Source organism: Draconibacterium sediminis, from assembly GCF_000949475.1.
GTDB lineage: Bacteria > Bacteroidota > Bacteroidia > Bacteroidales > Prolixibacteraceae > Draconibacterium > Draconibacterium sediminis.
The window spans coordinates 22,261-36,321 of the sequence record NZ_JRHC01000004.1; the positions used below are offsets into that span (position 1 = coordinate 22,261).

A 14,061-nucleotide genomic window follows, 5' to 3' on the forward strand; every position below is an offset into this window, starting at 1 on the left:
GACAGTGTTATTACCGATGCAAGAAGAAGTAGAGTTTATTTTAGATCATTGTAAAGAGAAAATGGCAGCTGCCATTGAACACCTTGAGAAGGAATTGGTACACATCCGTGCAGGTAAAGCAAGTCCAGCTATGTTAGATGGAGTTCATGTGGAATATTATGGTAGTCAAACGCCACTAAATCAGGTTTCTAACGTAAGTACACCTGATGCACGAACAATTGCTGTTCAGCCCTGGGAAAAGAATTTGATCCCACAAATTGAAAAAGCAATTCTTAATGCAAATTTGGGATTAAACCCGGATAACAACGGCGAGATTATCAGGATTAATATTCCGGTACTGACTGAAGAAAGACGAAGAGGTTTGGTAAAACAAGCCCATCAGGAAGGTGAAAACGCAAAAGTAAGCGTTCGTGGAGCACGAAAAGATTCGAACGATAGCCTTAAGAAACTTCTAAAAGAAGGATTGTCGGAGGATATCGAGAAAGACGCGGAAGCGGAAGTGCAACGACTGACTGATGAATTTGGTAAGAAGATCGACGCCTTGGTGGAAGCCAAGGAAGAAGATATAATGACTATTTAATTGTTTCTAGTTTTCTGTTTTCTGAACATTGTTTAATTGTTTTCATGGCTTTGAGGCAGCTTGTAGAAGCTGCCTTTTTTTTGTCCAAAATTTTACTTCTTTCTGAAGTAATAACTTTTTCGCTCCTCTTTACAGTCAAAGGTAAATACTTCTGTTTCTTCCGAATAGAACACGGACAGTAAGCCAATATCGCCCGCGCAGAACAAACTGTGGATACACATGATGAGAGTAAACACATAAACCAGCGGATGGTTAAAAAAGATAATAACTCCGGCAAAAGTGATTAGTTTTACTACAACCAATGGAGCAAGCGCAACAAAGGTAAACTGCCTGCGGTTAAAAACATGGCGGTCGGCTTCGGCGTAAAACATAAACTTTTTAAAAAAGGCTCCGTACCGCACACTTTTAGCACCGGTAAGTTTTATGGCAATACCATGCAACAGCTCGTGAATGATGACCAGCACGGTTGCACAAAAAACAACAGTCCCTACACTGTGCCAAAGTGGTTCGCTGGTGCCTTTAAAACTTAAAATCACAGCGCGGGTAATAATGAATAAACCCAGCAGTATCATAACGGCCTGATAGACCATAAATCCTTTAACCAACCAACCACCTTTTTCCAGTTGCGAAAACACAAACGACTTAATCTCATCGTGTTTCGGTTCCGCCAGAAGTTCGTAATCGTCTCCGTTTTTTAATTCTTCTATCGATGGATTATTCCTTTTCATAACGAATGATCTGATACAGATCTTTTAAGTTAAAAAGCCTGAACAATACAGCCAGAATTACCGAGCCAGCCAACATGGCAAGATAGCCGTAAAACCATTGGCCGGTTTGTTTCGAAATCAGCCCTGTAACAACCACTGCCCCGATAAACATAACCAACCGGATGATGTAAGAAAGCCGAGGTTTTATTTTAAATATGAAAAGGGCAAGGCCGAGTTGGGTAAAACCGGTAAACAACTGGGTAGCTACACTTGCATAGGCCGATCCGTAGGCCATAAATCGCGGAATGAGTACCAGGTTAAGCACAATGTTCAACAACATTCCGCAAAAAGCCATAATGTTAAGTTGTTTCATGCTGCCGTTGGCGGTTAGTAAAGTGCCAAAAATATAGGTGCCGGCAATGCCTATAAATCCGGTCATCAGAATTCCCAAAATGCCTGCTGAATGCCCGGTGCTTGAGGTGTATAGCGCGCCCATTATCTCGTTATCGTAAAATATACTCGAAACAGCAATAATTATTGCCGGCACGATTAAAAGCGTAAAGGAAAGTTTCACCATCTGCCCGATATGTTCCTTTTGTTTGATCATTTTTGCAAAAATCGGCAACAGTAAGCCCGCGAACAGTAACCCAAACATTGATACGGCATCCAGCAACCGAAATGACTGTGCATAAATACCGGCCTGCTCTTTTCCAATCGGATTTGGGAGCAGACGTTCCAGCAAAACAGAATCAATACGGTTGTAAAACGACATCAGCAAAATAAGGAGTGCATAAGGATATGATTTCCGAAGAAATACACGAAAGAAGGAAAGGTCGAATCGCATTTTTATGCGCCCCGATTTGGTCAGCACAACAACAAAAGTAGTTATCGCGGTTAGCACGTAGGCAATGGTTTGCACGTAAACGTACCATTCGATTGAAAAACGGATACTTGTCCACGATGTAAAAAGTAAAATGCTACAAAGAATGAGCATAATACTCCGGTCTAAAACCGATATTAAACTGTCAGTCCGGAACAGGTGTAAAGCGCTGAGATTGGACCTTAAATAAAGTGTGAAAGAGATCAGAAACTGGTTGAAGATTAAAAAGAAAAGCAGGTGAAACTGAATGTTGTTGTACCCGATAATGGCCGCAATTCCTAAACTGAAAATAGCATAAACAACGGCCAAAAGAATCTTCAACCCTATGATGTTGGAAAGGTGTTTTGGTAACAAAAAGTTATGCTGTGCAATGTTGCGGTTGTTGTAGTTGGTAATCCCAACATCGAGCAAAATATTAAGCAACATCGAGAAGTTGAACAGCGCGAAATACAGTCCAAAAGTCTCGTCGCCAACCGAGTTTTGCACCGTCCTGTCGATACCAAAAATCCACATTGGTTTTATCAGCAGATTCAGGAAAAGTAATAATATCAGGTTGGTTACAAATTTGCGTTTCAAAACACCGTGTTTCTTGAATTGTATCTAGAATTTGAATACTTAAAAGTAACAAATATTTGAACAGACTTTGTACATTTACGAAAAATCGACAGCACTTATGGTTATTGCCGTAAATACTCGTTTATTAATAAAGGGGAAGCTTGAGGGAATAGGCTGGTTTACTTATGAAACGCTAAAACGGATGACGATCAATCATCCTGAGCATGAGTTTATTTTTATATTCGACAGGCCATACAGCAAGGATTATATTTTTGCCGAAAATGTTACTCCGGTAGTTATTGGGCCGCCAACACGCCATGCGTTTTTGTGGTACCTTTGGTTTGAATTCCGAATCCCGGCAATCCTGAAAAAATACAAAGCAGATCTTTTTCTGTCGCCCGATGGTTATCTTTCGCAACGCACCAAAGTGCCGCAGTTGGGTGTAATTCACGACATAAACTTTGTGCATCGTCCCGATGATCTTCCCTGGCTGAAAGCAAAATACTACAATTATTATTTCCCAAAATTTGCCCGACTGGCAAAACGGATTGCCACGGTGTCGTTTTATTCGAAAGAAGATATTACGCGTTCGTTTAAAGTGGATTACGACAAAATTGATGTGGTTTACGACGGTATTAACCAGATTTTTGAGCCCCTATCTGATGACGAGAAAATGGAGGTGCGTTCCATGTTTACAAATGGTGCAGAATATTTTCTGTTTGTTGGCGCTTTACATCCGCGGAAAAATGTTTGTGGTTTACTAAAGGCTTTTGATGCGTTTAAAAGTGTGGTTAACAATACAACAAAACTGGTAATTGTTGGGGGCGAAATGCATAAAACAGGCGATATTTTTGAGACCTACGAAAATATGCGTCATAAAGATGATGTAGTGTTTACGGGGCGTGTAACAACGGCCGATTTGCACGATATTTTCGGGGCAGCAATGGCACTTACTTTTGTGCCGTTTTTCGAAGGTTTTGGTATTCCGGTGGTGGAGGCCATGAGTGCCGGTATTCCGGTGATCTGCTCCAATACAACGTCTATTCCTGAAGTTGGCGGCAATGCAGTACTTTATGCCGATCCGTTAAAAATCGATCAGATTACTGATGCCATGATTAAGTTGCACGAAGACCCGGATTTGCGCGCCGAGCTGGTAGAGAAAGGGTTTCAGCAGAAAAAGAAGTTTAGCTGGGACGAAACAGCGCGTTTGCTGTGGATGAGCGTTGAAAAGAGTTTGCAGTAACAGTTTTCAGTCGCAGTGAGCAGTTTAACAATTTGACAGTTTAGCAATTTAACAATTTGCCCGTTTTCATGGAGAAACAAAAACTACTTCCTTTTTACAACAAGAATACAATTGAAGCCGGTTGCGACGAAGCCGGTAGAGGCTGCCTGGCCGGACCGGTATTTGCCGCTGCGGTAATTCTGCCGGCCGACTTTGAAAATGGACTGTTAAACGATTCAAAAAAACTAAGCGAAAAACAACGTTACCACTTACGTCCGCTGATTGAAGAACAGGCGCTGGCCTGGGCAGTGGTTGCGGTCGACAACAAGGAAATTGATGAGGTAAATATTCTGAATGCCTCTTTTCTGGCCATGAACAGGGCGGTTGAAAAACTTGAAACCGTTCCAGAACATTTGTTAATAGACGGTAACCGATTCCGTACAAAAAGCAAAATCCCATATACCTGCATGATAAAGGGCGACGGACGGTTTTATTCCATTGCCGCAGCATCAATCCTGGCCAAAACGTACCGCGACGATTACATGGCCGAAATCCACAAGGAGTTTCCATATTACGACTGGGATAAAAACAAAGGATACCCAACAAAAAAACACCGCGCCGCTATAAAGCAATTCGGACCAACAAAATACCACCGCATGACGTTTCGCCTGTTGGATGAACAACTTTCGCTTGATTTATAGTCGATTGCAATACTTTTGCTTTGTCTAAGAAAGTGATAGTATGACTTTAAGTCATGCTATCACTGAGTTTAGAAAAATATTTTACCCCTCAGGCAACGTTTTTGGTTTACCTTGCATTTTAAAGTTGAAAGCAAACAAATAAGTGCAACTCGAAAAACTAATTCATAAAGTAAAAAAGGGAGACCGGCGGGCTCAGAAGCTGCTGTTCGATAAATATGTCGACCACTTGTATGCCGTTGCCCGGCGATATGCCGTTAATGATGAATTGGCAGAAGACGCACTTTTTCAGGCTTTTATGAAGATCTATACCAAGTTGCCTGATTTTGAATACATCAACGAGCCGGCATTGCTGGGGTGGTTAACACGTATTGTAATTAACCAAACGCTGATGGACAGGCGAAAAGAACTGAGTACACTTTACAAAGTGGAAACGCTGGATGAAGAACGTCATGAAAGCAGTTGGATTGAAGAGATGGACGACGGAGCGCTGATTGACCTGGTAAATGAATTGCCGGATGGATACCGAACCGTGTTTTTAATGAATGTTGTTGATGGTTATGCACACAAAGAAATTGCCGAATTGCTGGGAATTTCGGAAAGCACATCACGGTCGCAATTTTTTAAAGCACGCCAATTTTTACAAAAGAAACTTGCACAGGATTATGGACAAGCTGGAACATAGAATAAAAAAGGCATTCGAATCGAACGATAAAAAAACATCGTTCGCCGGGAAGGAGCAAATGTGGAGCCGCCTTGATTCGGAATTGAGCGGACGAAAAGGAGTGGCCGCATTCTGGAGAATCGCTGCAGTTTTTCTGGGTTTATTGCTCACGTTGGGCGTTATGGCGTCACTAAACAGCCGGGTCAAACAACGTGCTGAAATGGAAAATGTAAAGCACGAAATCACACGATTGCAATTATTGGTCGACTCGTTACAAACCTTGCCTACACAAGTAAGAACCGAAGTGCAAGTGGTTGAAAAGGAAAAAGTGGTTTATCGCGACAGGGTGGTGGAAAACAATGTTCAAGATGAAACTATTAAGTGGCAGCAGAATTATCAGCAGGCCATGGATTCAATGCAAACAATTCAAAACCTAAATGCTGCTTTGAAAGCCGAGATAGGGACGTTAAATAAAGAACTAATTGCTTTAAAAAACCAGGCAGAATCGGAAAGCCCGGAGCCTTCTCAGTCAACAAATCCTTTTGAGCTAAAAAGCGAGCGCGTAGAACTGGGGCCTCAACAAAAACCATCGCTTAAATCGCCGGAGATGGAAATGAAAGTATTTCAGAAAAACTTTATCGAGAACAGAAATAACCTGAACAGTACAATTTTCAAAAAGTAAACAACAATTACAATTAAAGAACCATGAAAACAATTATCTCAATTTTTCTTTTTCTAAGCCTTGCACTTTCAACATCAGCCATGGATGGCTATTTTAAAGCCGATACGGTAAGATACAAGTTCGATAAAATGCTGATTGAGGTGGCCAGCACCAATGCCCTGAATAAAACACCACACAAAATGAGTATGCAGGGCAGGGTAGAACAGATTCAGAAAGTACTTGCAGAAATGACTGTTGTACCGCCGGCCGATGATGAAATGATCACGATATCATTTCGCGATCAGGGCGAAGATATGTGGGTGTGGAATTTCAAAGAGATTGAGTTGTCGCGCAGCAAAAGGAACACCAAAAGCCTGGTTGTTTTCGATGATGGAAGCACTTTTGAAAAGGATTTCGGACGTTACTGCATTTACTTTTCGTACCGCGCCATGGAAATGAAAATCTTTGTCGACGATCTGGATGATCTTGACTTTTTCCTCTCCGATGAATTTGAAAAGAAGGGGCAGCAAAGCGAGGATTTCCTGAAAATGGAATTTGGCGAGAAATACAAGAAAGGGATTATTGCCTGGCTGGACTTACGTGGCGACGAAGTGAAAGCTAATTATCAGAACAACAATAAAAATCTTGATATGCTTATCATTTCAGGAGGAATCGGTTCGGGCTGGATCAAAAACACCTTTGTTTCTGATATTAATTTCAGGCTGGGAGTGTCGTTTAGTAAAAAAGGAGTATTCAAAAATTTGTACGCTGTTGATTACAACATGATGTATGATTTTTCGGAATCGAACGAAAACAAGTTTTTTGAACTCAACCACTTTCTTTCATTGGCCTGGGAACACAATTTCTCGGATGTTACAGGGCAGGACAAATGGTACGGTTTTTCGGTGGGTTACCTGGTGAAACGGAATAACGACTTTTTTATGGACAACACTTTTAGAGTGTCGGTCAATAAAAAGATCAACAATACATTTATGATTAAACCTGAACTTTATTTTAACGACTTCTTTAAAAATGTATATCCGGGAATCCGTTTGTCGGTGGCATTTTAAAAAATAAAGGAATGTACTTAGTTCGTTTGTTTGAAATGAATAGCTAAGCCTGAATTCGCGCCAATATCAAAACTCAAGATGGAATCATAACGCATTTTCTGATGATCGATTCTAACTTTTGTTGCAACTTCAGCATCCGGATCATGCGAGTAAATTAAGGTTTCATAATTTTTGCCTGGCTCAAGAAATGATAAGTCCAGTTGGACGGTGTGCGGAACATTCCCTGTGAGTGAACCCAAATACCAGTCGTTACCGGATTTGCGTGCCAGCGTGGCATATGCTCCGATTTCACCTTCCAGTACTCTTGTTTCGTCCCAAACAGTGGGCATATTTTTAAAGAATTCCAGTTCCGGGGTAATCTCAATATAATCCTTGGCTCCGGGAACGCCGCCAATCACTTCAGATGAATTGGGTGGCCGGTCATACCAGAACAGAAATTGCCAGGGGCTGTACATCATTACTGCTTTTGCCAGCTGCGAAACATGGCCGCCCATTTTTTCAGTAACACGTGGAGCAAAGTAACAGATGGTGTTGTCGGCAGCACCGGCAAGCATGCGGGTAAAAAGTGTGGTTAAAGTATGCTGATTGTCCGGGCTTTCTTCGTCGCCGCGGATACCTTCCTGGGTCATAAGATTGGGGTAAGTGCGTGAAAACCCGGTGGGACGGTATTCATCGTGAATGTCCACCATAAGTTGGTTATCCGCTGCTTTTTTTACGGCCTCGTGTAACCAAGTGGTCCATTCCTGAGAACCCACTTGAACAAAACCATATTTTACGCCTTTCACGCCCCACGATTTGTACAGCGGCAGTATTTCGTCAAGTTGTTTTTCCAGCGCCCGGCGGTTTACATAAAGAATAATTCCTATTCCTTTGGAATTGGCATAATTGATGATCTTATGCAACTCCAATGGGCCGGGAGAGCGTTTTGGATCAACGGTAATGGTGCTGGCATCCGAGCTGTCGTCGTATTCAAAACCGTACCAGCCGGCATCAAATTCAACGTATTGCAGCCCGTTCTCTGCAGCAAAATCCACACAGGCCATTCCGCCTTGGGTGGTGAGCGTAACTTCGCGAATTACTTTCCCCGGTTTAATCCACGAAAAATCTTCAATAGCACACGGATCATTCAGGTTTTGCAGAAAGTAGTTGTGCTCCAGCAATTCTCCGGGAGAATCACCGGTCATAATAGTTCGCCAGGGAGTGGTGTAGGGCAATTTCACTGTTGGGTTATCGTGTAAGGTGGCGACCAGTGAATTGGCTCGCTCGCCAGCCTGTAGTTTCATGCGCGAGAAATCGACAAGTTTTGCCTCGCCAAGTGCTACAAATTTTTCATCGGCTTCCACCACCAGCGGACGTTCAGCCGGACTGGTGATCTCGCTGATGGGAACCTTCCGGTATTCCGATTGTGCCCGGTCGGAAACCCAGCCATTGTAATTTTTACTAAAACAGAATTCGGTGAGTTCTTGCTGAATTGTTACCGACTCTGTATTTACTTGTGAGAGTAATGTATATTGAAATGCAATACCTTCGTTATATGCGCGAACCGTGAGCTCCATTTCACGTTTCGGTTCAACGGTTTCTTTCAGGTGAATAATGGCCTGATGGTATGTGTCCGGAATTTCTGCACGCTCACCGTAAACCGGTTTCCAGCTTTGGTTGACATGCAATTCAGAAGAGGAAACAATTTTCATGTTCCGGCCTAATGTAGGTGCATTTTCAAATGCAAAGCCCAGCTTTGATTTTTGGATTAACGGAGTTCCCTCCGATTCAACTGAATAGACAACAAAAGCTGTGTCGTTGGCAGTGATGCTTATTTTTAGCTTTCCGTCGGGACTTTGAAGAACGACAGAGTTAGAGTGATTACAGGCAAAAAGTACAAGCGAAAGAAAAATGAGACTTAGGTTTTTCATGGTTTAGTTCCGTTAATTACCCAAATATCACAATTGTTGGCGAGAAAGTAAGGGAGTCTTCAATAAAAAAGTTCAAAACGTGATAGTATGAATGCTTGTTATGCTTTCACTGATTTATAGCAGAAGCAATTTTTTCGCCAACCTTAACGGTGGTTTCCATGCCTTTTTTCATATTCTCGATCAGGTCGGCATCAAACGTGATCGTTCCTTTTTCGAACAGCAAAACCAGTGTTGATCCGCCAAAAGCAAAGTAACCTTTCTCATCTCCTTTATTCACCTTGCTATTTGCCTCGTAAGTTTGAATAATACTTCCCACCATGGTCGCGCCCACGTCTACGATCATAATATCACCAAAGTCTTCGGTTGAAAGTGTACAGTGTTCGCGTTTATTTTCACAGAAAATTTTCAGACTTCCGCGCAAGGCCAGTGGCGAAACCGAATAATAGTGGCCATTAATTTTATGCGATTCAGAAGCCTTGCCCGATGCCGGGAAATGATAACGGTGATAATCGGCCGGAGCCAAACGAACAATTGCCATTGCTCCTGCTTCGTATTTTTTTGACAGGCTTTCATCGCCAAGGAAAGTTGGCAGGTTGAATTCAGAACCTTTAATAAAAAACGACGGGATATCGTTCATCGCTTGAAAGGCCAGAATTTTACCATCTGCCGGAGAAACAACACCTTCTTCCAGAGGGCGGGCTCCCGGTTTTAGCTTGCGATAGAAAAAGTCATTAAAGCTTTTGAAATGCTGAATATTACTGATTTCGCATTCGTTTAAATTAATGCGGTGCTCGTTAACAAATTTCGGGATACGTTTAGCCGAAAGCCTGGAATTCATATACCAGCCGCCCATTGCCGAAACAATTTTGCGTTTAAACAACAAATTCAGGGCAGCTTTCCCGCTTCCCGATGCGTACAACCATTTCAGCATTCTTTCGCCGGGAACATTTTCGGTTTTAACTTCCCCGCTTGCTCTTTCTATATATTTTATGGTTTCCATTTTGTTATCCGGCTCCACTTCTTTTTGGCAAGAAATAAAAGTAAAAAGAAGCAGGACCAAACTTAGACGTTTCATTTCAAATTATTCCGGTTTATAACCTTCGTCAACTAAAAGATTCGGCTTCATCGATGCTTCAACGGCCAGTTCATCACAACGCTCGTTAAGCGGGTTGTTGGCGTGGCCTTTCACCCAAACAAACTTAACAATGTGCTTTTTATAAATCTCGAGAAAACGCATCCAAAGGTCGGGATTTTTTTTGCCTTTAAAACGTTTCTTCACCCAATTAAACACCCATCCTTTTTCAACCGCATCGGCAACATATTTCGAGTCGGTGTAAACGGTAACATCGCAGCCTTCAATCTTCAGCGATTCCAATGCTACAATTACCGCCAGCAACTCCATCCGGTTATTGGTGGTTAGTTTATAGCCTTCCGAAAGTTCTTTGCGGTGAGGACCGGAAAGCATCACAATTCCGTAGCCTCCGTTTCCCGGATTTCCGCGCGCTGCACCATCGGTATATATCGTAATTTTTGGACGAGCCATTTGTTGATTTGTATTTTGATTACAAAATAGGGAGTATTCTTTTTAATAAACAAACTTTGTTTTTGTTTGTCTCATTGCTCAATACTCATAATCTCATATCTGATAAACAAAAAACCCCGCCAAAATTGACGAGGTTTTCGTTGAATATCTTGAATTCGCTTAGCGAATAATTGTCATTTCATCGATCAGGTTTTGTGCTCCGGCATAAATATCAACTACCCAAAGTACAAAACGAATGTCAACGTTAATACAACGTTGCAGGTTTTCTTCAAAATCAAGGTCGCCACTCATTGCTTCCCAGTTTCCGTCGAAAGCAATACCGATCAGCTCGCCTTTTCCGTTAATAACAGGACTTCCCGAGTTTCCGCCGGTGATGTCGTTATCGGTGATAAAACAAGTACGAAGTTTACCATCTTCGTCAGCATACTGACCAAAGTTTTCATCCAACAACAGTTCTTTCATTCGTTTTGGAACGTCGAACTCGTAATCGCCCGGAATTTCTTTTTCCAGGTAACCATCGGTTGTTGTGTAGTATTTGTACGTTACGCCATCGCGTGGATCGTATGGCATTACAGTTCCGTAAGTTAAACGCATGGTTGAGTTGGCATCCGGGTAGAATTTCTTGTCAGGCTGCATTTCCATCAAGCCGGCAACAAACAACCTTCTTCCTTTTAGCAACTTCTCGTCACCTTCTCTTAAACTCATCGATGTGGCACGGTACATATCAAAAATATCAACAGCTGCCTGGAAAACCATGTCTTTCTGCAGTGTTTTTAACGAAGGATTTTCGAGGAAAGCAGTTAACTCTTCCTGGTTGTCGAAAATCGATTTTTTAAACATTTTTTCGGTGTACTTCGCGTAATCGCCCTTGTATTTGTTCTGAATTTCAGAGTAGAAAGACGGGTAATAGCTTGACGAAACATTTTCAGCATAGATCTTCATCAGTGCAGCAACAATTTTTTCATCGGTAGCAGCATCGTAATCTTTATAGAAAGCATCCAGTGATTCTTCCAGTCTGCCGGCAAAGGCTTCAATTTTGTCTTTGTTCTCTTCCGGTTTCTCCAACAGGTCGGCCAATTGGCTGGCGCGGTAGGCAAACATAAAAATCTCTGGTCCGCGCAACAAGGCCTCGGCAGCAAACTCCATTGCTTTTTCAGCCTCTACATTTTCGTACGATCCTTCAATTAACGGAAGAGCTTCTCCGTATTTTGCTTTTCTGTCGGCATTGGCATTTACCCAATTGGTAAATTTATTTTCCAATTCCTGTTTTTGTGCAATAATGCCCAGTTTTGTCAATGCTTCGTTTTGGCCAATTGCATTTTTGTAGTAGTTGGCGCTGCGTGCGTGTTTCGATGCATACTGGATTTTTGCTTTTTGGCTGGTAGCCATATAGTCGGCAATTATGTCCAGTTTTTTCTCGCGAACCAAAATACGGGCAGTGTTTGTTACTTTCATGGTGTAGTCAATTCCCCACGATGTTTTGTAACGGTTGGTGCTTCCCGGGTAACCAAATACCATGGCAAAGTCGCCTTCGTCAACACCTTTAAGCGAAATTGGCAGGTGGTGTTTTGGCTGGTAAGGCACATTGTCTTCCGAGTATTCTGCAGGAGTTCCGTCAGGAGCGCAATACACGCGGAACATCGAAAAATCGTTGGTATGGCGTGGCCACATCCAGTTGTCGGTGTCGCCACCAAATTTACCCAATGCTTGCGGAGGTGCTCCTACCAAACGAACATCTTTAAATGTTTCGGTAACAAACAGGAAGTATTGGTTGGCTTTAAAAAAGTCTCTGATGTAAACCTCGTAGTGCGAATCGCCTTTTGCTTCTTTTTCCAGCTGACGAACTACCTGGTCGATTTTGTTGTTTCTTTCGCTTTCACTCATTTCGTCGGTAATGTCGGCCAAAACCTTAGCCGTTACATCTTCAACCGAAATAAGGAAAGTAACTGTTTTGCCCGGGTTCGGAAGTTCTTCTTCTTTCGAACGGGCCCAAAAACCATCCTGCAGGTAATCGTGTTCAACACTCGAATGTTGCTGAATTTCGCCAAAACCGCAGTGGTGGTTGGTTAAAAGCAGACCGTCTTTTGAAATTACTTCAGCAGTACACGATCCACGATCAAGTGCAACAATCGCATCTTTAAGGCTCGATTGATTGATGCTGTATATATCTTCAGCACTCAATTCGCAGCCCATATCTTGCATGGTTTTAATGTTCAGTTTGTGAATAAGTGAAGGAAGCCACATTCCTTCTTTTGCAACTGCCGAGCCAATCATTAAGATCGATAAAAGCAGTATCAGATTAAATTTTCTCATCATGTTATTAATTGTTCTTTTCAAAAAATTTGTGCAAATATAGTTTTTCAAAATACTTGTTAACGTGATTTAAATCTCTTTAACAGAAAGACCACACAGATTAATGCAATTCAGTAATCCGAAGCAGTAGTTTTAACTTTCCTGTAAATTTTGGTCCGGTTTTGACATTTGTATTTGAAATGCTGTTTGAATTACATGAATTGCACTATATTGAAATTAAAAACTTGTTATGAGCCGATTTGCCAGAATTATTATGTGGGTTTTGTTGTGGGGAGCGTTGTTTGTTGCCGTTGCGTATTTTTTACCCAAAACAGTAGTAGTTGAGCGGAGTGCCGATATTCAGGCCCCTGCAAAAACCGTGTATGCACAACTAATTGATTTGCACCAGTGGGATAATTGGTCGCCATGGAAACGAATGGGCGAAAATATGAGTGTAGAATACATAAACCACGGAGTAGGTGTTGGTGGAGGTTATATTCTGAGAAATGAAAACAAAGAAGGCAGTGGTGCAACCATTGAAATTATTGAGGCGATCCCCTTAAGCAAAGTAACCGTTTCGCTCGATTTTATGGAGCGGGGAGAAGCTTTAAGCAGTTTTTCGTTAGTAGATAAAAACGAAGGAACCACAATAAACTGGACATTAACTTATGATGTTGGTAATAACCCTTTTGCGCGTTGGATCGGGCTGCTGATGAATAAAAGTATGGCAACCGATTTTGACAATGGACTGGTTAAATTAAAAGCACTTTGCCAGGTGATTGAGAAGGAGAACGAACAAGTAATCCTGCTTGACGAAGTACCGGAAATGAAATATGCCGGCATTCGTGCAACCGTACCTTTTATTGAAGTTAGCCGCGATATGAGTGAGATGTACAGCGAAATAAGCAGGTTTCTGGCGCAAAAGGAAATTGAAATGGCCGGAATGCCTTTTGCCCTGTACCACCTGATGGATGAAGAAAATATTGACCTTGAATGTGGCATCCCGATTGACGCCGACGTTGAAGGAAACAAGCTTGTGAAAGTGGCTGTTTTCCCCGCAACAACCTGTGCCTGCCTCGATTTTTATGGCGATTACAGCAATTTGCAGGAAGGACATGAAGCGGTGCAAAAGTGGTTAGAAGCACACGGTTTTAACCTGGCCAGTGCACCCCTGGAAATATACCTTACAGATCCGCAGCAGGAACCCGATCCGGCAAAATGGATCACCCGAATTTGCTATCCTGTTGAACAATAGACACAACCTAATTTCTTTTAGTTC

General features: G+C 42.1%; 13 protein-coding genes. 7 read left to right on the forward strand and 6 right to left on the reverse strand.

The genetic code is table 11. The features are described 5' to 3' along the window. Nucleotides 1–16: 16 nt before the first annotated feature. Nucleotides 17–580: a ribosome recycling factor gene (frr, locus tag LH29_RS14575; protein ID WP_045031877.1), complete on the forward strand. Its 564-nt coding sequence runs from the start codon at nucleotides 17–19 to the stop codon at nucleotides 578–580. 92 nt (nucleotides 581–672) lie between these two features. Here frr and LH29_RS14580 read toward each other — a convergent pair whose 3' ends face one another. Together LH29_RS14580 and LH29_RS14585 are read right to left on the reverse strand one after the other, a co-directional pair. Continuing rightward, nucleotides 673–1,308: a DUF3267 domain-containing protein gene (locus LH29_RS14580; protein ID WP_045031164.1), complete on the reverse strand. Its 636-nt coding sequence runs from the start codon at nucleotides 1,306–1,308 to the stop codon at nucleotides 673–675. Further along, the gene (locus LH29_RS14585; RefSeq protein WP_157493712.1) at nucleotides 1,295–2,743 is read right to left on the reverse strand and encodes an oligosaccharide flippase family protein; all 1,449 of its coding nucleotides are present in this window, start codon (nucleotides 2,741–2,743) and stop codon (nucleotides 1,295–1,297) included. The genes LH29_RS14580 and LH29_RS14585 overlap by 14 nt, the downstream gene beginning before the upstream one ends. Nucleotides 2,744–2,840: 97 nt before the next feature. Between LH29_RS14585 and LH29_RS14590 the strand changes: the two genes are divergently transcribed. The 5 genes from LH29_RS14590 to LH29_RS14610 all read left to right on the forward strand — a co-directional run bounded on the left by LH29_RS14590 (nucleotide 2,841) and on the right by LH29_RS14610 (nucleotide 7,037). Next, nucleotides 2,841–3,965, forward strand: a complete 1,125-nt coding sequence (locus tag LH29_RS14590; RefSeq protein WP_045031879.1) for a glycosyltransferase family 4 protein — start codon at nucleotides 2,841–2,843, stop codon at nucleotides 3,963–3,965. A 68-nt stretch (nucleotides 3,966–4,033) separates the two neighbouring features. Further along, complete coding sequence (locus tag LH29_RS14595) at nucleotides 4,034–4,645, forward strand: ribonuclease HII (RefSeq protein ID WP_045031168.1); 612 nt, start codon at nucleotides 4,034–4,036, stop codon at nucleotides 4,643–4,645. 142 nt (nucleotides 4,646–4,787) lie between these two features. Next, nucleotides 4,788–5,327 carry an RNA polymerase sigma factor gene (locus LH29_RS14600; protein ID WP_045031170.1) on the forward strand — a complete coding sequence of 180 codons (540 nt, stop codon included), beginning with the start codon at nucleotides 4,788–4,790 and terminating at the stop codon, nucleotides 5,325–5,327. Next, nucleotides 5,308–5,988 (forward strand): hypothetical protein, encoded by a 681-nt coding sequence (locus LH29_RS14605; protein WP_045031172.1) that lies wholly within the window; start codon nucleotides 5,308–5,310, stop codon nucleotides 5,986–5,988. Before LH29_RS14600 ends, LH29_RS14605 begins: the two co-directional genes overlap by 20 nt. A gap of 23 nt (nucleotides 5,989–6,011) precedes the next feature. Next, nucleotides 6,012–7,037 carry a hypothetical protein gene (locus LH29_RS14610; RefSeq protein ID WP_045031174.1) on the forward strand — a complete coding sequence of 342 codons (1,026 nt, stop codon included), beginning with the start codon at nucleotides 6,012–6,014 and terminating at the stop codon, nucleotides 7,035–7,037. A 17-nt stretch (nucleotides 7,038–7,054) separates the two neighbouring features. Here the strand turns inward: LH29_RS14610 and LH29_RS14615 are convergent, their stop codons facing one another. The 4 genes from LH29_RS14615 to LH29_RS14630 form a co-directional block, all read right to left on the reverse strand. Then, nucleotides 7,055–8,947, reverse strand: coding sequence for a glycoside hydrolase family 97 protein (locus LH29_RS14615; protein ID WP_045031175.1), 1,893 nt, complete (start codon nucleotides 8,945–8,947; stop codon nucleotides 7,055–7,057). A gap of 106 nt (nucleotides 8,948–9,053) precedes the next feature. Further along, entirely contained in the window at nucleotides 9,054–10,022 is a 969-nt protein-coding gene (locus LH29_RS14620; protein WP_198152462.1) for a phosphatidylserine decarboxylase, read from the reverse strand. A gap of 6 nt (nucleotides 10,023–10,028) precedes the next feature. Then, nucleotides 10,029–10,490: a ribonuclease HI gene (gene rnhA / locus LH29_RS14625; protein ID WP_045031178.1), complete on the reverse strand. Its 462-nt coding sequence runs from the start codon at nucleotides 10,488–10,490 to the stop codon at nucleotides 10,029–10,031. A gap of 159 nt (nucleotides 10,491–10,649) precedes the next feature. After that, on the reverse strand, nucleotides 10,650–12,806 hold the full coding sequence (locus LH29_RS14630) for a S46 family peptidase (protein ID WP_232302847.1): 2,157 nt from the start codon (nucleotides 12,804–12,806) through the stop codon (nucleotides 10,650–10,652). Between the two features lie 226 nt (nucleotides 12,807–13,032). On the opposite strand from LH29_RS14630, the gene LH29_RS14635 reads away from it, so the two are divergent. Then, nucleotides 13,033–14,037: an SRPBCC family protein gene (locus LH29_RS14635; protein ID WP_045031183.1), complete on the forward strand. Its 1,005-nt coding sequence runs from the start codon at nucleotides 13,033–13,035 to the stop codon at nucleotides 14,035–14,037. Nucleotides 14,038–14,061: the final 24 nt, after the last annotated feature.